This window comes from Peribacillus simplex, assembly GCF_001578185.1.
Lineage (GTDB): Bacteria > Bacillota > Bacilli > Bacillales > DSM-1321 > Peribacillus > Peribacillus simplex_A.
Map to the genome: position 1 here is coordinate 4,335,520 of NZ_CP011008.1, position 22,493 is coordinate 4,358,012.

Consider the following 22,493-nt stretch of genomic DNA (forward strand, 5'->3'; position numbering starts at 1 on the left):
TTGGAGTCTTTTTAACATCGAATATACTCCATCAAAAGCATCGTCAGAATTTTGGGGGATACTGCTTTTCTTGGTTATTACCTTTCGCTTTGTTTCAACCTGCCTGAGAAAAAGGAAAAAATTTCACTTCTCCCTAAACCTAGCTGGATTAGCAAGAAGTAAAATACACCTTTCCAAAGCCTATTTAAAAAATCAAGGGAACATACTGGTTCAACCAATATCCCCATTATAGAGTTACTTTTTATACACTCGTTAAATCCCCATTACTGGAGTTTGTTTTTTTCTTTTTACCTTTATTTCTCATTATAAATTTCCCCATATAATAAATGATAATTATAAATACAGACATTATGCCAAAATACGTTATGATAACGCCTAAAGCGTTCGAACTCTCGAATTGGCCTTTTTCCCCTTTTAGGCTGCCTTCTGACATTGGTTTTTCAAATTGGCCTTCTCCCGCTTCGAAGCCGCCTTCCGGAGGATTTGGTCTTTCTCCCCTTTTGAAGTCCCCTTGAAAGTTCGGTTTTTCTCCCCTTTCGAAGCCACCTTCTGGCATTTGTGAAGAAGAAAGATTAAACACATCCGCAACTCCTTGCAGCTGCATGATGAAATTTGTTGAGTACATTTGATAGCCCCCAAACACTAATAAAGCAATTGTTGCTGCTCTTGCTAAAATCCCTATGAATGGTTTGGGGGTTCTGAACTTCATCATATTTTTAAAAACATTTATTACCCATTTCCAATGTAATCCAATATGAGCTGCAACTAAAATAAGCACTAAAAACGAAATGGATATATGAGAAATTTTAAACCATTGTTCATTACCAACGTTGATATTTGGGAATACAACTCTTGAAATAAAAATACCACTGATCATAATAAAGGTCATTGTAATTAATAACATTACGTTTAAAAAATAACCAAATTTTGTTTTAAGAGGTAAATTAAGGTCAAACAATTTAACCGTGACTTTTTTTACCCATCGCCAATTGAGCATCACATGGATGAAAAATAATACGGCAATTACTAACCCGGCAATTTCATGAAACGTTAATCCTCCTAATACTTGTTTATTGAAAAATAATACGAACGTAACGGCCATTAAAATATCTAATCCAAGCTTCACGAACATCAGCTTTTTCATATCTTATCCTCCCTAAGTAGTTTGTCCTTGAATTTTTTTAACTAACTCCCTATTCATATTGGTGAAACTTATTATGAATAGTTTTTCTTAATTTTTTATTAAGGGAGTTTAAGGAGAATTAACTGGAGGAATTGCATCTTGAAGACACTGAACTTACCAACGATTCCTTTATAACGCTAAACCCATGCAAATTAAAAAGCCTCAACTCCTTAAAGGAATTGAGGCTTGCATTGCTATTTATCATTTGGGCAAGAAAGCATCAGGGCGTTCCTTCATGCTTTCTTCCTGTTCCAATTAAATAATACGGGTTGTAACGATGCCTTCGATTTGTTTGATTTTTTCTTCCAAGCTAGGAATGATATCGCCGTTTACTTCACCGTCAATGTCGATGATCGTATACGCATATCCCCCACGGCTTCTGTTAACCATATCAGCGATGTTCAAATTAAAGCCTGATACAGCCAGTGTGATTTGCCCAACCATGTTCGGAACGTTTTCATGGAATGTTGCCACACGACGATTTCCTGTAAAAGGAAGGGAAGTATTTGGGAAATTCACTGAGTTCTTGATGTTCCCTGTTTCTAAAAATCCTTTCACCTGACGTGCTGCCATGATGGCACAGTTTTCCTCTGATTCTTGCGTAGAGGCACCAAGATGTGGAATTGGAACGACATTTTTCATTTTCAGCACGTTTTCATTCGGGAAGTCTGTAATGAACTTGCCAACTTTCCCGCTTTCAAGTGCAGCTTCCATATCATTTTCATTCACTAGCTCACCGCGTGAGAAGTTCAAAATATGAACGCCTGGTTTCATGATGCCAAATGTTTCTTGGTTAAACATTCCTCTTGTGTCATCCGTTAATGGAACGTGTACAGTAATGTAATCAGATTCTGCAAACAATTCTTCAATCGTCATGGCGCGCTGTACATTGCGAGATAAATTCCAAGCTGTATCGACAGAGATGAACGGGTCAAATCCAATTACATCCATGTCTAAATCCAGGGCATCATTCGCCACAAGCGCACCGATCGCTCCTAAGCCTATTACACCAAGAGTTTTTCCCTTGATTTCTTTTCCAACGAATTGTTTCTTTCCTGCTTCTACAAGCTTCGGAATTTGTTCTCCTTCGCCTTCTAATGTCTTTGTCCATGCCACACCGGCAAAAAGGTTACGAGATGAAGCCATTAATGATGTCAGTACCATTTCTTTTACAGCGTTAGCGTTAGCACCAGGTGTATTAAAAACAACGATTCCTTGCTCGGTACATTTGTCGACCGGAATATTATTGACTCCCGCCCCTGCCCTTGCGATTGCTTTTAATTGATCTCCGAATTCCATTGTATGCATGTTAAAGCTGCGAACAACGATCGCATCAGGGTTTTCACTGTCGTTGTCGACCGTAAAATCGCCTTTATTGAATACATTTAGCCCGCTTTCAGCAATATTATTTAATGTTTTGATCGTTTTCACTTTTTCTAAAAGAATTGTGCTCATCTTGTTTGTCCCCTTTTGGTTATGATAGTTTTTTTTCAAATTTCGAAATATTGACAATATTTTTTGCCCATGAAAATCTGCATTCTTTAAAACTTCACTATCCTCTGTTAATAAACAGAAAGAGGCAAGGGATAAAATCCCTTACCTCTGCCCAGGCGAACGGCTACGACACTATGTGTTCCCTCACGGTTATCCGTGTTTCGCCAGTTGCACATAGTCTTTTGATTGATTTTATTCTATCAAATTATTCAGCAAATTTCAATATCAATTTAAAGGTTTTATTTGGAAGAAGTCAACACTCAGCATGACCGCTTGCGAATGGCCAACTTAAGCAGGTTTAATAGCCTTTGCCAAATCATGCTCACGCCAGTATTCCCTTTCATCTCAAACCATCCAATTGGAAAAGCAAGTTTTTTCATCATTTAGAATGGTTCATTCTTTTGACCAATAGTAAAATAACGAAAAATAGGGTGAAAATGATCATGATCGAGATGGATGTTGTAAAAAAATTGACCCATGCGCTTGTCTCTGTGTCTTGTGGCATGACCACAATTTTTTCTATATCATGTTCTTCTGCAGCGTCATTCATTCTATTCATCGAAATTTCACTATTTGGGACAGTGGCGATAAAATATTGATCCTTTTCATAACCTTTCAGCCGCCCGCTTATTTCAAAAACTCTTTTTTGGGGCGCCAACTCCAAATATGTTACTTTGCCATCCTCTAAAGTTGTGAAAAATTCATCTTCAGTTAATTCCTCAGTCGGTTCATTGTCATTATTAAAAATAAACACAATCCCCAAGGTAACCAAGAAGATTAGTAAATAAAATATTTTATTACGGAAAATCCGCTTCATCCTACACCTTCCCCCACGAAACAAACTAGGTCAATAGTATCATATAATAGTAATCATTAACAATTATTCCATGTTCATTTAAAAAGAAGGCCCTGTTGATTTCTTGGCAAAATGGATAATATTAGTAAAAAATAGGAGGTATAGCAAACTAGAAAATAAGGGGTGAAAATTTTGATTACTCATTTCGCAGATTTAGAATTACTGACAGTATCTATTGAAGGTGTAAAGCAATGCTACGCTAACCGCCTGCAGCTCCCCATTCTATCAGAATCTAAAGAGTTCATTCAGTTTCAGCTGACGCCTTTTACTACGTTGAGTTTTAAAGAAGCGTTTGAGCCCATTTCTCCAGCACACTTTGCATTTCAAGTCCCATATTCTCAATTTGATGAAGCGGCATCATTTATCCAACAATCCGGATTATTGGTCCTAAGACAAGAACAAGGTCAGTATATCGACGAAACGAACGGAAGAAAAAATCTATATTTTCGTGATGGAGATGGCCACCTTCTCGAAATCATTGCCCATGATTATGTAAATGAAGATGAACTGAAGGCATCCGGAATGTTAAGAACACTTTATTTAAGAGAGATTGGCTTCCCTGTGGATTCGGTACCAAGCTTACGCGATTGGCTGAAAAGTAACCTTGGTATGAAAACGGAACAAGATCAAGATATATTTAATTTCGTAATTAGCGGGACAGCACATGCAATAGTGGTTTCAAAACAAAGGCCTTGGATCCCTATTGCCATGAAGGCCTTACCGCCAAAAATGGCGGTGACGTTCGGTACACCCGATAAAAGGTTTATTGATGAACTGACAAAACAAATGGATCACACTTTTTTAGATGACTCTAAGAAACTATTTATACTTAGTGATAGTTATCCTTTTTATATGGAACATACTCCTGAATTCAGTGCGTCAATGGTGAAAGATTTGAATTTACCTATTTGAACCGCGTTTTTCATTTAACCTGTAAAGGGGGAAATCAATTTGTTAATAAGAAAGGCAAACGTTGCTGATGCTGAAGGTATAGCAATAGTCCATGTCGATTGCTGGCGTACCACATATAAAAATATAATGCCAAGTGATTTTTTAGATAAACTGTCTTATGGGAAAAGGAAAGACGTATGGATAGAGAATATATCTAAAGATGGAAACCATGTTTATGTAGCAGAAAATAACGAGGGAAAAATAGTCGGATTTATAAGCGGCGGAAAAAGGGAAACGAATAAAGTTGAAGATTCGGGTGATCTAACTGCGATATATATCCTCGAAGATTTTCAAAGAATGGGGATAGGAAAGAAACTCATCAAAGAATTATTTTTTATATTTAAAAAACTGGGCTTCCATACAATTTTTGTTGAGGTGCTTGAGGATAATAACTCTCGATTTTTCTATGAGGCTTTTGGTGCTGAATTGCTTAAAACCGAAAAAATCAAAATGGCTGGTGCTGAATTAAATCTATTGGTTTATGAGTGGAAAGATATTAGCCCTGTATTGTTATGATTAAACTTCATTTAAGATGAATGCTGCTGGATGCGAAGGGTCCTTTTATTTCTAGCAGTTTTCTATGACATCCTTCTCGAACTAAACCGATAGAATAATAGTGCAAAGTTTTGTGTCCATAAACTAGCAATCCCTTCCCACATATTATGTGGGAAGGGTTTTCATATTGTTCATCCTTCATATCAGTGCCGATTTTTGTTGGGAACTTCAGTTCTTCTCACCTTCCCCTGCTTTGTCTTACTTGTTAAATGTGATGTTATACACTCCAACTAACGGGTTCCTACTTCTAGCAGGCATTCATGTTGACTTCAAAAAAAGACACAGCCCTTAAGTGAGGAGTGTGCCTTGCGTTTGATTTAATTTTGATTAAATCCGCTTTCGTCCATGTAAAAAACTTCCCAAGAATGCCCATCGATATCCAGAAAACTCCAACCGTACATGAACCCATGATCGATGGCTTCATTAAAAGGCTTTCCGCCAGCATCGAGTGCCCTATTCACGACCTCATCCACATCTTCCTTACTTTTAACCGATAGGGCCACGATGGCTTCCGTACTTGCTGCTGGATTCGGGATTTCCTTCTTGGTAAACGTTTTAAAGTAATCTTCAACCAATAACATGACATATATAGACTCACTGATAACCATGCATGTTGCATTTTCATTGGTCATTTGCTCGTTAAACTTAAAGCCCACCTTTGTGAAAAATTCTATTGAGGCATCCAAATCTTTAACAGGCAAGTTTACAAAGATCTTCTCTGCTTGAACTCCCATCAAATTCACCCTCACTTGATTTATTTTATGTTCATTCACCTACTATTCGCTCCATTTTCCGATTATCCTGCCCGCAACAAAAAAAGAATGGATGTATGCATAACAAAACCAATTCAAGAACCATCGCCGCCCGTAACCCATGGGCTAATGACTCCGCCGGCTAAACTTGTAGAATCAATGAATGAACCGGGGTTTAATGCCTTATCATTCTCAAAAGAATCCGATTCTACATTAGGCACCTATTACCTTACTTCAAATGAACACTCATAATCGTTGTTTCGTTACTATTTGCTTGGCTGATATTTGTTTTTTCCAGTTTTTCAACTAGCTCGCCATTCATGATAATAATCGGAGTTATGATACTGGGAACTTTGGATTTTAGAAATTCGATATCAAATGTAACAAGCCTGTCTCCTGCTTTTACACTTTTCCCTTCTGCGACATGGACTTCAAATCCCTCACCTTTAAGGTTAACTGTATCTAAACCTATATGAATTAACAATTCTATGCCATGCTTTGTGCGGAGGCCTAAAGCATGTTTAGTAGGAAAAACCTGGATCACTTCTGCATCAATAGGAGATACAACCACCCCCTCCTCAGGAAGAATCGCTATTCCATCCCCCATTAACTTCCCGGAAAACACTGGATCGGGAACATTTTCAATATTTATAACTTGTCCATTTATAGGAGCAAGCAGATGTTCCACATGTTCTTTTTTACCGAATAATTTTTTGAACATACTATCCCTCACTTTCTCTTTCCAGTAATTTTATCTTTAATCCTTGTTACCACACTAAAAAGTTTCATTTACCTTCGACAAAAACGGTTAATATTCACTACTATACCCTAATAATTACCGAAATTATTTTTTCTTTTTCAATTCGCCTGCTGCTTTCTTCTTTTTATTCTCTTCCACTCTAAATGTAACGATTTCGGTTATTAATTCATAAGGAATTGGCTTGTTCAGTGGAAACTGAACGGCCCCTTTTGAACGTTTATAATCAGATAAAGCATATTCAAAAGCAGAGATTGCGCTTGAAGTTGGATAAAGTCCTATATGTTTTTTATAGGCAGCGAAATGTACCAGATTTCCGTATAAAGCAAAAGTAGGCATTTGATAGCTTATCTTTTCTTCTGCATCCGGTGCTGTATTCTTTATGACTGTTCTTATCGTTTTTAGTATCTCCTGAACTTCTTCGGGAAATTGTATAATGTACTCATCAATTGAATTAAATCTATTGGTTCCCTCCATGATTTCTCCTTTCATAAATCCATGATTAGTTATCATTATCCCCCTTCACTCTTTAAAAAAGAACTCCCTGCTAAAGGCCGGGCACCCGTGAGTTGATTGCAGGCTTAATGAATGATCAAAACCATGGATTCAGATTCAACATAACTGGCTATCCGCTCAAGTTCGTTAGTTCTATCCTATCTTTAAGAACTCTTCCATTCTTTTCATTACATCTTCCAGCATCGTAATCGACCTTGAAGCATGCAAAGGTTCAATATCCAAAGAATGATTAGCATTAGGGACTTGATCCATGCTTATATTCGTTTTATTTTCTATCATTTGAATTTTACCTGGAATATAATGATGATCTTTTTCTCCTATTACTATATGTGCTGAATGATTGCTGCTCAATAGCCCTTCAACAATAGAATCGAACTTCAATAGCGGCGTAAGCAAAATCATTTTGGAATTCATGAACCGCTCACTTTTCATAATTCCGTTGATGATCGGAATGGTGCCAAGTGATTTGCCCAGAAACACAGTTTCTTGATATTCATTATTTTGAAGTATTTCAGTAAGGACGGGATTCATATCATTAACGATCACTTTTGTGATATCCACCAAAGGATGCTTGAATATATCCTGGTCGTAAGAGTAATGAATATGCACGACATCAAACTGATTTTGAAGCATGAGCATTGTCGAATAATAAAATAATGGCTTCTCATACGTGTAACCCGCACCTGAAAACATAAAACAAACGGCCCGACTTCCATTTTCAATATGTGTGTATGAAACTTCTTTCTCATTATTATTTATTTTTCTTTGATTAACCTTCATGATAGACTCCCCCCATTGAATCGTTTGCTATATATATTCATTAGCTACCCGCTGCAATCCTCCTTGATTGATATTATCTAGTTTTGTACATTTACTGAATCCCCAAATAAGGTTTTGTTTCTAACCGGAAATATGTATACTTTAACTATCAACCTATTTTATGGAAATAATGAAGACCTTTATTTCATATGATCGATCAATCCATGCCTTAAAGGAGAGTGTGTAATGAAAATTAAAACGTTATGTTTCATTCTTGTCCTGCTAGTCACTGGTTCTATGAGCACGATTGATGCAAGTGCAAACGATCAAATGGTGAAAGAACTGCATATCGGGGAATCCTTCGCTGGTGTGGAAGGCACGACGGTCATCCAAAACTTAAAAAATGATAAAGTATATATCTATAACAAACAGAGAAGTAACATACGCTACACTCCAGAATCGACATTTAAAGTCGCGAATGCATTAATTGGCTTACAGACAAAAGCGGTGAGCGATGAATATGAGGTGAAGCGATGGGATGGTGTAATCAGGGAATTTGAAGATTGGAACAGGGATCATACTCTGGCTTCAGGCATGAGGCATTCAGTGATCTGGTATTATCAAGAAATGGCCCGCGACATAGGGGAAGAAAAAATGCAGCAATATATAAACCTGATCGACTACGGCAATCGCGATATATCCGGTGGAATCGATCATTTCTGGCTGGACAGCAGCATAAAAATATCTGCCCAGGAACAAGTACAATTCATCGAAAACCTTGTAGAGGAAACACTGCCTATCGATAAGCAGCATATGAGAACCGTAAAGAGAATCATGATTAACGAAGAAGCAGACTCATATGTCCTCCATGGAAAAACAGGTACACGCCTTTCCGATATGGGATTGGGCTGGTATGTGGGTTACATTGAAACGGACAAAGGGAAATGGGCGTTCGCAACGAACACGGACGGCAGCGGCAGCAAAGCCAAGACGATTACACTGGATGTCCTGAAAGACCTGGATATCATAAAAGAATAATAGTTCACGCATGCCTCAAACTTGGGCATGCGTTTTGCTTTGTCTTAAAGAGGATATCATCAGTTTTCACATATCTTTTAAAAAGGTAGTTCTCAACGTGCATTGAAAGATAGCTAGCCTGGGCAATTGTCTGTTCACCAAGACTCTGAAGCCTTTTTTTGGTTTGTCCAATCAAAAAAAAAGAAAATTCTCATCTAATATAGTATTGATAATTTGGAAAGGGGGATTAATATTGAAATTAAACGAAATCAAGAAAACTTATGATGTAATCATTCCTTGTGGCAGCGCGTGCTCTCCCACTTTGAACCTAAGAAGACTTGGTTTAAGAAGATTTTCTTTGCCTCTTGACTGGGTCTATACTGAGTCATTTGCAGAAATGGCTAATCTATATAGAAATCAGTTCAAAGAATATATGGAATTGAGGAATCTTACTTTAGTGGAAGGATCAGCTACTTATTTTGATGATGACATAGTTATAAATGCTGTAAATACCTATTTGATCAGAGATAACCATTATAAAGTTACTTCAGTTCACGATTTCCCCATCCTCCCTGATAAAAAGTGGTTTGAAACATATCCTGATTTCAAAGAAAATTTAAATAAAAAAATAGCAAGATTCAATGAAACAATTAACAATAGTGATTCAATCCTATTTGTTAGATGGTCAACAATTTATGACCATGCCTATTTGTTTCAACAAGCTATGCAAGACATGTTAAAAGAAAAAAATTTTAATGTATTATTATTAATCCCCGCGGATGATGCAACAAGTATTTCTGAATTGGAATGGAACCTAGAAAATGTTTGTGTTTTAAAAGTTCCTAACCAGATTGAAGATGAGGCCATTTGGAATCATGCTTATAGTGGCATACAATTAAATTAACTTCTGTCTTGATTAATCGCGTGCAAACCATGCTTATATGTTAATGATTTCAATTTTGACGATTTTAGTTATTGTTTTAGGTTTTTCATCAAGCCAAAAATAATCAACGCTTTTTCGCTTCTTTCTTTTTTTCGTTCAAGTAAGTTAACTTGTTTGACAGTCTTAAGACTAATTTAGGCTATCATATATCACATTCATTCCCCTTAAAGCAGTAATAATTATTTTTTGTTATATTCTTAGATATACTAACTGCTCGTGAAAATTCTTCAAAGGGGAATTGTTTATTAAAGGTTTAAGAGAAAGGCATCTGCCAAAAGCAGATGCCTCATCTTGTTGACAGGAGTCATGTTAATCCCATCTCTTGTTTTCTTTTCTGTTTTAATACAGCAGGCTTTGGAGCCTGCTGGGAGAGTGCCGTACATTCATCAAAAGAAAATTGTTTACACCCTTTACAACGGTTAACATCTAGTTTTGATAAAGCTTTATTAATGGCATCACCCGTACTGGAAAAGAACTGTTCCTCACCTACTAGTTTATTAAAACCTGTTTTTTCGAGCATTTCTTTAGGCTCCTGTTGAATCCCGGAAATCAACACTTGTAGTTGGTGAAACTTGAATTGCTTCACAATGTCGGTGAGAAGTGCTTCTCCCGATGTATCAATAAATGACACGTTGCTCATTCTTAATAGGAGGACTTTTGGTTTAGAACGCATTATTTGTTCGATTTCTTCTTGCAGCCTTTCGATTGAACCAAAGAATAAAGGTCCTTCTATTGTATAAATGTGAATCTGTGGACAATTTGAACCGTGTTGAACCATTTCCGGTTTAACTAGTTTATCAGTTGGATCTGGTAAAACCCTTGATAATTTCAATGTACCGCTCATTAGTTTAACAAAAGATAGAATAGCTAATAGTAAACCGATCCCAACACCTGTTGTCAGGTCAATCAAAACTGTTAACAAGAAGGTCACGATTAATACGACCGAGTCCATGGTTTTTGCTTTTAAGATATGCGAAAATTCTTTGCGTTCACTCATGTTCCATGCGACAAACATAAGAATGGGGGCCATACTGGCCAATGGAATGGCCGAAGCATAAGGAGCTAAACTAACTAGCACCAGTAATACCACCAGCCCATGTACCAAACCAGATATAGGGGAAACTGCACCGTTTTTAATATTCGTTGCGGTACGCGCGATGGCACCTGTAGCCGGAATGCCTCCAAATAAAGGCGTAATCATATTGGTCAATCCTTGCCCAATTAGCTCTTTATTACTGTTATGTTTACTGCCGGTCATGCCGTCAGCCACTACAGCAGATAATAGTGATTCAACTCCTCCAAGCATGGCAATGACTAAAGCAGCCGGCAGGAGTTCAATCACTAGGCTGCCGGTGATCTGGGGAAACTGAAAATGGGGCAATTCATTAGGAATGGCACCATAGGTCGATCCAATGGTCGCTACCTGATCAGGAAAGAAAAAGGCAGCGACTAGAGTTGATACCATCAATCCCAGCAATGCTCCAGGGATTTTTGGTATATACTTTGGAGTTAATATGACGAGTGCTAAACTAATGATAGCCACCAGTACACTGTAGATGTTCACTGTATTAAAATTCAATATGATTTCTTTCATATTTAAAAGAAATGATTCTTCCTTTTTTAAGTTACTGAGTCCAAAGAAATTGGCAATCTGGCCAGAGAAGATAATCACAGCAATTCCAGCAGTAAAGCCGATGGTAACTGGACGGGGAATAAACTTGATGAATCTGCCCAATTTGAACACACCTAAAAGAAAAATCATGATGCCTGCCAAGAAACCGGCGATTAACAGTTTTTCATATCCGTATTGCATGACCACTCCCAACAAGATCGGGACAAAGGCTCCAGTCGGTCCTGCAATTTGATATTTGGACCCTCCCAAAAGGGAGACCATAATTCCAGCAATAATTGATGTGTAAAGTCCGTATTCTGGTCTTACTCCTGAAGCAATGGCAAAAGCCATCGCTAAAGGAATTGCTACAATCCCAACTACCACCCCGGCAACCAGGTCTTTTTGAAAATGGCCTAGGTTGTATCCTTCAAGCCTGCTAGAACGAATCATTCTATCACTCCTTCTTTTATTAAATGTGTATTTAGTCGTTGCTTGCAACCTTGCTATATCCATCTATGATTCGCTCTAATTTACCCGTTTCGGGATGGATGACCATACCGTGAACGGCAATGGAATCTGGTAATAATGGGTGATTTTTGATCAAACGGACACTATTTGTTACACTCTCCTCAACACATTGAAATCCTGACAGCCATTTTGATAGATCAATACCAGAGTTTGTAAGGACATCAATTTGCTCCTGACTGACTTTCTTCTGCAATGCTGCATCAAGAAGTGAAGATGATTGAAGCCCCACCATACCGCATCCGTGATGTCCGATCACACACACTTCCTCCACTTTCAGCTCATAAATAGCGACAAGGATACTGCGCATAATGCTGCCAAAAGGGTGAGAAACAATAGCTCCAGCGTTTTTAATGATTTTCGCATCACCATTTTTTAAACCCATCGCTTTTGGAAGCAGCTCCAACAGACGGGTATCCATGCACGTAATGATGACGATCTTTTTATTTGGATACTTTGTGGTTTGAAACTCTTCATATTTGTTTTGATCGACAAACTTCTTGTTATAATCCAGAATTCTAGAAATGATAGACATTACTTATTCTCCCTTCTCGTGTTGAAATATGTTGGAAATGTTCTATGTACAATAATCCAGATGCCTTTCATCCAACTTATTTGCCTCCTTTTTATCATTTGGTGCCTTCACCAATGATTTAAGGCGAATCCATGGATAAAACCTTTTTTTAAGCTAATTCCATGTTAGAGTTATTAAATTAGAGTTAAATGATAGAAGGATTAGAAATCAGTGAGAATTATTACAATATCTTCTCTTTTATTTTGCATTTTCCTTACTCATTAAGATCAATAAACAAAAAAAGGGTGATGCATATTAGATATCTAATATGCATCACCCTTTTTTTGAGGAAAGAAAAATTATAATTTGATGGGAAACATCTCAGTTTTTCTCAGTTTTGAGGAAACTGTTTTATTCAGAGTCATCATCATCATTATCCTCATCATCTTCCCATGTGATTGTTTTTACTTCTTTTGTGTAGCCGTCCACTTGGACTACTGCGTCTCGATCGTCTTCTAATTCAACTTCGACCAAATAATAAGATGTCTGATCTGAAGGTTGATAAAATTCTGTATCGTCAGCAGTTCCTTTTACATGTTTTTCCGCAATCGCAATTGCTTCGTTTTCTGTAATGATACTATCTGCTACCATTGTCGAGTCAATAACAGCTCCTGTATGTGGGTCGAGTATTAATGTGATTTTTTCGTTATTCTTATTTACCACCGCTTTATAATAGGAGTTGTCTTCCTCCTGTACAAAATCAATTTGTTCCAGGTCACCTTGTGAGGAAATACGTGCCTTTATTTCATATTGGGTTAGTTGTTTTTGGGGTGTTTTTTCCGTCGTTTCTTCAGCTGTATGAACTATTGTTTCTTTTTTTATAGAACGAACTTCACCGCTTTTCGCATCCATCCTAATTAGATATACCCCTGTTTCAAGCTGCATTTCAATCTGATATTCTTCACCTTCACTTTTCGTTGTCTTTATAATGGTTCCAGGATATTTATCCTTTGCTGTCTGGTACACTTCTTCTTTCGTCAAGTTTTCCGCGGATAATGATGGAGCCCACCATTGAAATCCAACGAATACTAGCAGACCAAAAACGAGAGCTGATCCAGCTGTTATCAGCACTTTTCCATTCTTCATCGTGTCCCCCATCCAACGCATTCTGCTTTATTTAAATAAAAGAGTAACGTTCGTTCCCCTGCCTTCGAGACTATCCATTTCAATCCGTACATCAATTGCATCAGCAATTTCCCTTGCCATGGAAAGCCCCAATCCTGATCCGCCTTGCTTTCGGGTTCTAGCTTTATCTACACGATAAAAGCGATCGAACACTTTTGGCAATTCAGCCTTTGCAATTCCATCCCCTCTGTCTTCGATGCGGATATATGCTTCACTACTTGTTTGTCCTATGTAGACTGAGATATGCTCGTCACTATACTTTCTTGCATTGTCCAAAAAAATAAACAAAAGTTGTTTTAACTTTTGAATGTCCGTTAATGCTTCAATTTCATCACCACTATAAATCTCCACTGTTCGATTGTACGCATTTTTATATACTTTCGCTAACTCGGCAATGATATCGGTCAGATTGACGTATTCCTTCTCTATATTCCATTTTTCCTGATGCTTTGCAAGCAGGAGCATTTGCTCAGTCAGCTCTCTCATTCTAATCGCTTCCGAATGAATGGCCTCTATTGATTCATCGAACAATTCAGGCCGCTCCAACCCTTTTCTTTTCAAAAGGCTTGCATAGCTTTCGATGATAGTTAACGGTGTTTTTAATTCATGTGAAGCATTTGATACGAATTGCTCCTGTTTTTCGAAGTTAGTTTGCAGCAAATCGATCATGTGATTAAAGGTTTTTCCCATTTCCACAAGTTCATCTTTTGATTTTTCCTCTAGGCTAAGTCGCTTAAATTGGCCGCTTGTTTGAATCTCCTTCATCGTATCAATCATCGATCGAATCGGACGAGCGATGAAGTTACTAAGAATACTGCTTGATATCATAACAGGTATCATGGCAATGACAGTTACGGCAATTAATACAATGCGAAGAACAGAGAGCATTTCTTCTGTTGCTTGAATGCTTTTGGTGATTTGAAGATTAACTACACTTCCATCCCCCCAAACGATCGGGTTTGAAACGAACACATACTTTTTCTGATGATATGTGATGATCTCGCTCTTCTCACCTGGGTAAAAGCTGCTTTTTCGATTGCTTAACTGCTTTTCAGAATTGGATGTCACAGCTGTTCCTTTTCGTTGCCCTTCTTTTACAATTCCAACCATGCCATCTATAGGCAGATAAGCCCGAAGTAAATCATTTGGTGAAATATGATTAACATTTTTACTAACATCAAATGCAATTTTCTCTGTCTCCGCTTTCGCACGATTAAGTTCGTGCACCATCATCAGGTTACTGAAAACAAAATAAATGGAAACATTCATCAAAAGGAGCAGGAAAATGAATAGTACCGCTGTATATAAATTTATTTTCTTCCGCAGTCTCATTTTGCTTCCTTCATGACATAGCCAACGCCTCTTACGGTATGAATGAGCGGCGTATCAAAGCCATATTCGAGCTTTTTGCGAACATATCGGATATACACATCCACTACGTTTGTTTCTCCATAGAAATCATACCCCCAAACTGCTTCCAGAATTTGATCCCGGTTTAGCACTTGACGCTTATTCTTCAGTAAATATAAAAGTAAATCATACTCCTTTGGGGTTAGGTCAATTTCATTTTCTCCTCTAATGACTTCGCGCGTTTTGACATTTACCTTTAAATCAGCAGTATTTAGCCATTCACCATCTTCATTTTCCCTTGAAGGTGCGCCAGTTCGCATTCTTAAAACCGCACGAATTCGAGCAAGCAATTCTTCAATTTGGAAGGGTTTTGTGATGTAGTCATTCGCGCCGAGATCAAGACCGGAAACCTTATCTTCAACCGAGCCCTTTGCCGTTAACAGGATGACAGGAGTGACGGTGTTTTTCGTACGAATTTTACGAAGCAGCTCGATTCCGCTTATGCCTGGAAGCATGACATCCAATAAGATCAATTCCCACTTTTTTGATTGAAATGCTTCAAGGGCTTCATATCCGTCCATTGCCCTTCCGGTTTGATAGCCTTCGATTTCGAGCTCTAATTCAAGCAATCTCAAAATTTTCTCTTCGTCTTCTACAATTAATATTGATTCTTTATTCATTTGGAATGCCTCCTTTTGTGGGGATTTTTTTGTGGTATTCTGTCAGGAAAATTCATTCAAAACATTGTTTGTTTTCCTGATCACGAGATTGATAGGGAAGCGAAGTTCAAGAAGAAAAAGGCTGCCTCAGCAACCTTACTTGTTTAAGAAAGTAATGATACTGTTATCTGACCACCTTTAAAGTTTAAAATAAGGCTATCCAATGGTTCCTCTAATACTTCGCTTCGAATGAAATATGCAGTTCCCAAAGTCGAATTTCTAGCAAAAGGAACATCTTCATTAGGCGGAAAAATCCACATCAAAACAAGATAAAGGTAGTTTCGGAAAAATTAATTTCCTTGGCTATTTGTTGGATTTCATTATCTGAAATACTTCCAACTTTTTTAAAAACCGCGAGTTGATTTCCTGTATATTTTCCATTTGAAAACACATCAACAAAAGAATAATTAATCCTCTCCATAAGACTTCCCCTCGTTTACTTTTTAGTCATTTAATGAATGTACCAATTATTGCACTTAAATTTTTAAAAATAAAGACGCTATTTGCCCAGTTAGCCCCATAAAAAAAAAGAGCTGCCAGAGCAACTCTCATGTTGAAAGTCCTATTTACATTGGACCTTATTTCACTTATAAATCAACGTCCGTCTTTATAATTAGGTTCGATAAACTCACACCAACTAAAGTCACTACTACTCCTAATAAAGCTAGCATGGTTGGAATTTCCCCTAACAAAAGCCATGAAATAACAACTACAGCAGGTGTCAAATACAGCGAACTTGTTGCTTCTGATGCCCCAACTTTTGAAGTAATATAAGCAAGAGCAAAATACGGAATAACCCTTGGAAAAAGACCTAAATAAATCACAGCATATGTCGATGAAACCCCACCAAAGAACATCCTCTTCACAACCATTTTATATATATATTTCACCATAATATTTAAGCGCATAAGAAAAAGAGCTGCCAGAGCAACTCCCTTGTTAATTCTAAATCCCCAATGATGAACAAAGACCACATTAAAATCTTAAAAACCATAGAATTCTATATTAAGAAACCTTGGGTGGCGACATAGAAAACAAATAACGAGACAGCAAGACACATATACCCCCCAAATCCTTTTCGATCCTTTTGAAGTTCGATAAATCCTATCACCAGCATCATTAACCCCAGGAACAACATGGTATACGGTAATAACTCGGAATTCCCAGTAATTAACTGAGTTGCTGATAAAGCAATAACAATGATCCCTAAGATGATTCTAACTATTTTCAAGAAATATTCCCCCTTATCCTAATCCACTAATTATACCATTTTGTATAAACTGGGCTTTAGACTTTTTCGTTAGTTACATTTTATCTGTTCACCCAATTGATCTTAGGTGCAATTGCGGTCAATATTATTCCGTCAACCTATGTCATTACTTCATTTACATTTTCGATGTTCGCGTTCGAGTTTTAATTTTTCGATTCAATCAACATTCAATTGTCAGATCAAAAAGGGATACTAGTCATGAATTATACGTTTGCCCATTTTTGTAAGTGAATGTGTAGTTTCCTTCTTTTTCCAATAAAACCGGCAAGTACTGTGCAACCATTTCAGCAATTCCAAGGTTATGTGGATGGAGTATCCAATCAATCGATTTCCATTCCAGAATACCTTCCCGCGTTTTTTTCGGTGTTTCATATTTTAAATGTTCATCCGCTTCATACAAATATACATATATTCCATCCAGTTCACCTTCCGGGGTCTCCCATATTACCGTTCCTTTAGAAAAAAAGGCCTTTAACTCTATTCCAGTTTCCTCCAATACCTCACGCAGTGCACCTATATCAGGGGTTTCACCTTTCTCGATTTTGCCCCCCACTCCGTTCCAAACACCCATAATTGGAGCTTTCTCCCGATTAAGCATAAGTATTTCATTATTTTTCTTTACAAAACAAACTGTATACTTAAACATTTTATAAAGTGACCCCTTTACCATTAGTTTCATAAAACATTGGCTTGTCATCTGCCTCCAACACACTCTCAAATTTTAACAATGAATAAAGAATCCGTAAACGTCCTGCGTCGAAGAATGAATGAACTCCCCCATTAGATATAAGTTTCATAGCTTCTATTTTTGCGCAAAATAGTTATTTAACTCGTGTATTTTGCTATTTAATCCTATATTTCGCTGTTTACTGGTGAGGTTGCGCTATTTATTCATGAAATTTGCTGTTTACTCGTGAATTAATGCTCTTTACTACTGTATTTCGTTGTTTACTCGTGAATTTCCGCTCTTTACTCTTGAGTTTTGTTGTTTTACTCGTGAATTTCCGCTCTTTACTCGTGAGTTTTGTTGTTTTACTCGTGAGTTTCCGCTCTTTACTCGTAAGGTATGCTGTTTTACTCGTGAATTCGTACTTTACTCATGAAATTTGCTGTTTACTCGTGAATTTCCGCTCTTTACTCGTGAGTTTGGCTGTTTTTCTCGTGAGTTTTCGCTCTTTACTCTTGAGTTTTGTTGTTTTACTCGTGAGTTTCCGCTCTTTACTCGTGAGTTTTGCTGTTTTACTCGTGAATTCGTGCTTTACTCATGAAATTTGCTGTTTACTCGTGAATTCGTACTTTACTCATGAAATTTGCTGTTTACTCGTGAATTAATGCTGTTTACTCTTGAGTTTGGCTGTTTTACTCGTGAATTCGTGCTTTACTCATGAAATTTGCTGTTTACTCGTGAATTAATGCTCTTTACTCCTTTATTTCGTTGTTTACTCGTAAGTTTCCGCTCTTTACTCGTGAGTTTGGCTGTTTTACTCGTGAGTTTCTGCTCTTTACTCGTGAATTAATGCTCTTTACTCGTGAGTTTTGCTGTTATACTCGTGAATTCGTGCTTTACTCTTGAAATTTGCTGTTTACTCTTGAGTTTTGTTGTTTTACTCGTGAGTTTTGTTGTTTTACTCGTGAGTTTTCGCTCTTTACTCGTGAGTTTTGTTGTTTTACTCGTGAATTCGTGCTTTATTCATGAAATTTGCACTTTACTCGTGAATTCTTATTTTATATCATTACTTGTGCAAAAAAAGCAGCGATCCTCTTGGAATCGCTGCTCCCTGTTATTTATGCTCCTGCCCAAACATCCTTGGCATATCTGCCATTCTCCTCTAAGGATTGCAGCCATTCTGTGGCTTCTTCTTTAGTTGTTTGATAGAAATGCATATAGCTGTCGATTAATGTTCGTTCAACATCGGGTGCCATTTTGCTTCCGTCTCCGCAGATGTATAGGTGTCCTCCTTCTTTTAATAAAGGAAGAATGTCTTGAGCGTTTTCCGCTAACCGGTTTTGGACATATGTTTTTTCTTGACCGGGACATCTTGAGAATGCGGTGTGCAGTGTTACAAGTCCCTCATGTTCGGCTTGCACGAGTTCTTCTTGATAGAGGAAATCGTGTTCAGGATTACGGCATCCGAAGTAAAGGTGGGCCGACCCTAGGGTTTCACCTTTTTTCTTAAGAGCGCGACGAGCCTGAATGAATCCTCTGAATGGTGCAATTCCTGTTCCGGGGCCAATCATGATGATTGGTTTCTCCGTTTGCTCCGGAAGCTGGAAATTGGATTGCGGCGTATTGATAAAGCAGGCTACCTTGTCGCCCTCGGAGCGTTCTGCCAAATAATTCGATGCAATTCCTTTGTATTCCCCGTTGCCGCTTAAAGCCTTCCCACGGACGACGCTGACCGTGATGCTTGCTTCTCCTTCCTTGTGGAGTGGTGAGCTTGAAATAGAGTAGTATCTTGCTTTTAAAGGTGGCAGTAAAGCCAGGAAACGTTCAAATGGGATTTCACATGCAAGGTACGTTTCTGTCAGATCAAGCATGGTCATGCGCTTGTTCAGGATTTCTCGTTTATAGGTACTGTCCTCAAGAAGATTTTCAAGTTCTTTTACATGGGGAGGACATACCGTGTGAGTGGCAAGCGCCCGAATCTGAGACCGGGTGGCTGGTTCTTGGAACTCCACATGATTGGATAGTAACTCCTCGAGTTTTATAGGTTTTCCTGTAGGAAGATGGGCAGCTTTTCCCGAATCCCCAGTCAGATTGACATAATCCTGGCCATTCAGGCTGAATCGACTGAGCACTCGCTCGACAAGTTCAGATGGATTTTGAGGAAGAACCCCGAGATGGTCACCTTCCTTATAATAAATGCCCTCTGGCACAGTTAGCTCTATATGCCGTGTACTTCTTCCGCTTTCTACATGTTGTAATTCGAGATTTCTTTTTACAATCGATGTAAATGCATGATGGGTGCGGGCGAGTGGCGTGCCGCTCACATTACTTACGAAGTTCATCGTAATCGAGCTGACTAACCGTTCATTCATATTCACTTCGATGTTCAGGGTTTCGGCAAGATTTGGCCAAAGTGCTTCTGTCCATTTCTCGTAATCCCCTTCAAAATCATCGCTTGCATCTCCATAGCCTGTTTCTGATAGCCTCACTGCTCCTTTTTGTTCCAGCCGTTCATCAATGAAAATCGGAATGCGTTGGTACGTATTGGCCCAATTGCGGTCTCCGCAGCCAAAGACCGCATAGTGAACACCATCCAAAGTGGCATCATGACTTTCCTTCAGCCATGAAACAAAGTCATCCGCATTATCCGTGGGATTTCCATTATAAGATGCCGAAACTATGAGAACGGCCCCTTCTTGAGGAAGTCGATTGGTGTAATCATTCAAAGGGGCAACCCTGGCATTGAAGCCTTGTAGCTTCCCTGTTTCAGCAAGATCACGAGCAATCCCTTCAGCTGTTCCCATGTTTGATCCAAACAGGACGAGTAATGGTGTGCCATGCGCAGATTCGATGGAAGATGCCGTGGCTCCTTTGTCCGCAGACTTTGGTTCTGGAGAAGCAACGGTAAACGACATCGCCGGCTTTCTAGGTGAAACGCGCATGGTCAATCCGTCCGGTTTGAGAGTCAAGGTTTCTTTAACATCCAATTGATAATCTTCATGATCAATCAAGTCAAAGTGCTGTAAAACCATTCCGAGCACCAATGTCGCTTCATGAAGGGCAAACTGCTGTCCGATACAGGCTCGCTGCCCGTTTCCAAACGGTTTATAAGCATGATAAGGGATGGAATCCAAATTCTCGAACCGCTCAGGAATGAATGATTCAACGTCATCACCCCAAACGGATGGATCACGGTGAAGCTCAGGAATAAGCAGCGTGAACACATCCCCTTTCTTCACGGTGTATTTTTCGTCCAAAATGGTATCTTCTTTCGCATAAACGGAAAACGCCGGAGCTGTCGGCCACAGACGAAGCACTTCATTCAGCACCATACGGACATATTTTAGCTTTTTCACTTGTTTGTAATCAGGAACATCGTCACCCAGCACTTCATCTACTTCCTGCTGTGCTTTTTTTAACTTGTCTCTGTTATTCATGAGGAAATAGATGGCGAACGATAGGAGGCCGCTCGTCGTTTCATGTCCAGCTATTAAAAAGGTAATGATTTGAAAACGGATATTTTCATCATCCAGTGATACGCCCGTTTCAGGATCGACCCCTTTCAACATATGTGAAAGAAGGTCATCTTCTCCCTGATCACCATTTTGTTTTCGTTCAGCAATCATTTCATCCACTAGAGAGAACATATATTGAATGTCTTCCCTGAATTGTTTTTTAGACTTGACCATCAGTTTATCTTGAATGCCAAGTCGCTGCGTTTGGCTCATCGCTTCATCCAACGCACGCACCATACTGGTGACAAAAGGATGGGTGGTCTCCCGATAAAAACTGTTAAAGCGGTAATTGAACCCGCAGAGACCGATCGTATCCAAGGTCAAACGTGTCATATCTTCAGGAACATCAATCACATCAGCCGGATTCACGCGAGTCCATTTCTGAATGAGTTGGGTTGCAAGATCCACCATTTTAGCATGATACCCCTTCATTGCCTGCTGGCTAAAGCTGGGCAGCAGGATGTTATGGGCCTTTTTCCAATTCGGCTCGGCCGTTTCACTTGTGAAGAGACCATCGCCACCAAATGCTCGCACTTTTTGCAGTGAAGGACCGACTTTCTTATCAAACCTTGTTTCATCACAAATTTCTTTAGCGAGGGAAGCACTGGATACGAATGTAGAGATGCGACCAGGAAATTGGAATTGAAAAACCGGTCCAAGTTCTCGTGCCAGCTTCATATATGACTGAAGCGGTTTATCCTTATCTATTATAGGCAGGCTGCCTAGGGGGCCGTATGACTTTGGCTGTGGAAACTGAGTTGTATTTTCCATTTTATTAGCACCTCTTTTATTAGATTAAAATGCGAAATGAACGTTCATTCCGCTTAATTGTTGAAAATGTCTCAAACGTGCAACCGGACAGAATCCCAAAAACTTTCTTCCACATCTGCCAAAAGCTTTGATTCAGGTTCTAGCTCCCCAATGAGGACAAGCTGCGCAAGCTCAAGAAAATTCTCCGTAATTTCTTTTTTCTCTTTTCCTGAATCAAAGAAAGTTTTAAATATATTCAATAGCCCTTGAAAGCTAGCATTTAGGGCTCCACTATGAATCTTTATTAAATAAAGAGCTAGATCCTTCCCTGTCGTAAAATGAACCATTGATTTGAAAATATGGTGGACCTGGTTGGGAATCAAATCATCATGATTCACCCTTTTTTTATAAGATGCGGAATGAATGTTCATTTCTGTTAATGTAAGTGTATACTCATTAAAATTCCATCTCAATCGCGCATAGTACCCATATTTTGTGAATTCTTTATAAACGAATAGAGACAAAAGACCTATACACCTTATTTCAACGAGTTAAACCGTCACTAAACAACATCTTTTGACTCATGCAAAAAAGAGCTGATCG

The 22,493-nt window shown here is 38.5% G+C and carries 23 protein-coding genes and 1 riboswitch; of the genes, 4 read left to right on the plus strand and 19 right to left on the minus strand.

All coding sequences use genetic code 11. From position 1 onward, the window contains the following. Positions 1 to 241: 241 nt before the first annotated feature. From UP17_RS20245 to UP17_RS20255, 3 genes are all read right to left on the minus strand, one after another. Positions 242 to 1,144: a DUF4405 domain-containing protein gene (locus UP17_RS20245; protein WP_061464767.1), complete on the minus strand. Its 903-nt coding sequence runs from the start codon at positions 1,142 to 1,144 to the stop codon at positions 242 to 244. Positions 1,145 to 1,438: 294 nt separating this feature from the next. Continuing rightward, positions 1,439 to 2,638 carry a phosphoglycerate dehydrogenase gene (locus tag UP17_RS20250; RefSeq protein ID WP_061464770.1) on the minus strand — a complete coding sequence of 400 codons (1,200 nt, stop codon included), beginning with the start codon at positions 2,636 to 2,638 and terminating at the stop codon, positions 1,439 to 1,441. A gap of 142 nt (positions 2,639 to 2,780) precedes the next feature. After that, positions 2,781 to 2,859: riboswitch (ZMP/ZTP riboswitch) on the minus strand. Positions 2,860 to 3,056: 197 nt separating this feature from the next. Continuing rightward, a complete protein-coding gene (locus UP17_RS20255) occupies positions 3,057 to 3,494 on the minus strand; it encodes an ATP-dependent metallopeptidase FtsH/Yme1/Tma family protein (RefSeq protein ID WP_061464772.1) in 438 nt (145 codons plus the stop codon). Between the two features lie 171 nt (positions 3,495 to 3,665). Here UP17_RS20255 and UP17_RS20260 point away from each other — a divergent pair, with 171 nt between their 5' ends. Both UP17_RS20260 and UP17_RS20265 read left to right on the plus strand, forming a co-directional pair. Continuing rightward, a complete protein-coding gene (locus tag UP17_RS20260; RefSeq protein ID WP_061464774.1) occupies positions 3,666 to 4,445 on the plus strand; it encodes a VOC family protein in 780 nt (259 codons plus the stop codon). A 39-nt stretch (positions 4,446 to 4,484) separates the two neighbouring features. Next, the gene (locus UP17_RS20265; RefSeq protein WP_061464775.1) at positions 4,485 to 5,000 is read left to right on the plus strand and encodes a GNAT family N-acetyltransferase; all 516 of its coding nucleotides are present in this window, start codon (positions 4,485 to 4,487) and stop codon (positions 4,998 to 5,000) included. A 356-nt stretch (positions 5,001 to 5,356) separates the two neighbouring features. Here the strand turns inward: UP17_RS20265 and UP17_RS20270 are convergent, their stop codons facing one another. The 5 genes from UP17_RS20270 to UP17_RS20285 form a co-directional block, all read right to left on the minus strand. After that, entirely contained in the window at positions 5,357 to 5,773 is a 417-nt protein-coding gene (locus tag UP17_RS20270; RefSeq protein WP_061464777.1) for a VOC family protein, read from the minus strand. Between the two features lie 113 nt (positions 5,774 to 5,886). Beyond that, entirely contained in the window at positions 5,887 to 6,012 is a 126-nt protein-coding gene (locus UP17_RS29370; protein ID WP_284149543.1) for a hypothetical protein, read from the minus strand. Between the two features lie 8 nt (positions 6,013 to 6,020). Further along, complete coding sequence (locus tag UP17_RS20275) at positions 6,021 to 6,512, minus strand: PTS sugar transporter subunit IIA (protein WP_061464779.1); 492 nt, start codon at positions 6,510 to 6,512, stop codon at positions 6,021 to 6,023. Between the two features lie 123 nt (positions 6,513 to 6,635). Beyond that, positions 6,636 to 7,025 carry an iron chaperone gene (locus UP17_RS20280; RefSeq protein WP_061466196.1) on the minus strand — a complete coding sequence of 130 codons (390 nt, stop codon included), beginning with the start codon at positions 7,023 to 7,025 and terminating at the stop codon, positions 6,636 to 6,638. Positions 7,026 to 7,196: 171 nt separating this feature from the next. Beyond that, the gene (locus UP17_RS20285; RefSeq protein ID WP_061464781.1) at positions 7,197 to 7,844 is read right to left on the minus strand and encodes a hypothetical protein; all 648 of its coding nucleotides are present in this window, start codon (positions 7,842 to 7,844) and stop codon (positions 7,197 to 7,199) included. Between the two features lie 225 nt (positions 7,845 to 8,069). Here UP17_RS20285 and blaOXA point away from each other — a divergent pair, with 225 nt between their 5' ends. Together blaOXA and UP17_RS20295 are read left to right on the plus strand one after the other, a co-directional pair. Beyond that, positions 8,070 to 8,861, plus strand: coding sequence for a class D beta-lactamase (blaOXA, locus tag UP17_RS20290; RefSeq protein ID WP_061464783.1), 792 nt, complete (start codon positions 8,070 to 8,072; stop codon positions 8,859 to 8,861). A gap of 232 nt (positions 8,862 to 9,093) precedes the next feature. Further along, positions 9,094 to 9,744, plus strand: a complete 651-nt coding sequence (locus UP17_RS20295; RefSeq protein WP_061464785.1) for a DUF1796 family putative cysteine peptidase — start codon at positions 9,094 to 9,096, stop codon at positions 9,742 to 9,744. 343 nt (positions 9,745 to 10,087) lie between these two features. Here the strand turns inward: UP17_RS20295 and UP17_RS20300 are convergent, their stop codons facing one another. The 11 genes from UP17_RS20300 to UP17_RS20345 form a co-directional block, all read right to left on the minus strand. Then, entirely contained in the window at positions 10,088 to 11,845 is a 1,758-nt protein-coding gene (locus tag UP17_RS20300; RefSeq protein ID WP_061464786.1) for a SulP family inorganic anion transporter, read from the minus strand. Between the two features lie 31 nt (positions 11,846 to 11,876). Beyond that, a complete protein-coding gene (locus UP17_RS20305; protein WP_061464787.1) occupies positions 11,877 to 12,455 on the minus strand; it encodes a beta-class carbonic anhydrase in 579 nt (192 codons plus the stop codon). Between the two features lie 390 nt (positions 12,456 to 12,845). Next, positions 12,846 to 13,580, minus strand: a complete 735-nt coding sequence (locus UP17_RS20310) for a PepSY domain-containing protein (protein WP_061464788.1) — start codon at positions 13,578 to 13,580, stop codon at positions 12,846 to 12,848. A 27-nt stretch (positions 13,581 to 13,607) separates the two neighbouring features. After that, positions 13,608 to 14,951, minus strand: a complete 1,344-nt coding sequence (locus UP17_RS20315; RefSeq protein ID WP_061464790.1) for a sensor histidine kinase — start codon at positions 14,949 to 14,951, stop codon at positions 13,608 to 13,610. Beyond that, positions 14,948 to 15,649, minus strand: coding sequence for a response regulator transcription factor (locus UP17_RS20320; RefSeq protein WP_061464792.1), 702 nt, complete (start codon positions 15,647 to 15,649; stop codon positions 14,948 to 14,950). Before UP17_RS20320 ends, UP17_RS20315 begins: the two co-directional genes overlap by 4 nt. 298 nt (positions 15,650 to 15,947) lie before the next feature. Next, complete coding sequence (locus UP17_RS28990; protein WP_250211708.1) at positions 15,948 to 16,109, minus strand: PhzF family phenazine biosynthesis protein; 162 nt, start codon at positions 16,107 to 16,109, stop codon at positions 15,948 to 15,950. Between the two features lie 166 nt (positions 16,110 to 16,275). Beyond that, positions 16,276 to 16,662, minus strand: coding sequence for an EamA family transporter (locus tag UP17_RS20325; protein ID WP_434218676.1), 387 nt, complete (start codon positions 16,660 to 16,662; stop codon positions 16,276 to 16,278). Positions 16,663 to 16,688: 26 nt separating this feature from the next. Then, positions 16,689 to 16,919, minus strand: a complete 231-nt coding sequence (locus UP17_RS20330) for a DUF3953 domain-containing protein (protein WP_061464794.1) — start codon at positions 16,917 to 16,919, stop codon at positions 16,689 to 16,691. Between the two features lie 235 nt (positions 16,920 to 17,154). After that, positions 17,155 to 17,604, minus strand: a complete 450-nt coding sequence (locus UP17_RS20335; protein ID WP_081108905.1) for an NUDIX hydrolase — start codon at positions 17,602 to 17,604, stop codon at positions 17,155 to 17,157. Between the two features lie 1,139 nt (positions 17,605 to 18,743). Continuing rightward, a complete protein-coding gene (locus tag UP17_RS20340) occupies positions 18,744 to 21,911 on the minus strand; it encodes a bifunctional cytochrome P450/NADPH--P450 reductase (RefSeq protein ID WP_061464796.1) in 3,168 nt (1,055 codons plus the stop codon). A 71-nt stretch (positions 21,912 to 21,982) separates the two neighbouring features. Then, positions 21,983 to 22,414, minus strand: coding sequence for a TetR family transcriptional regulator C-terminal domain-containing protein (locus UP17_RS20345; RefSeq protein WP_061464799.1), 432 nt, complete (start codon positions 22,412 to 22,414; stop codon positions 21,983 to 21,985). Positions 22,415 to 22,493: the final 79 nt, after the last annotated feature.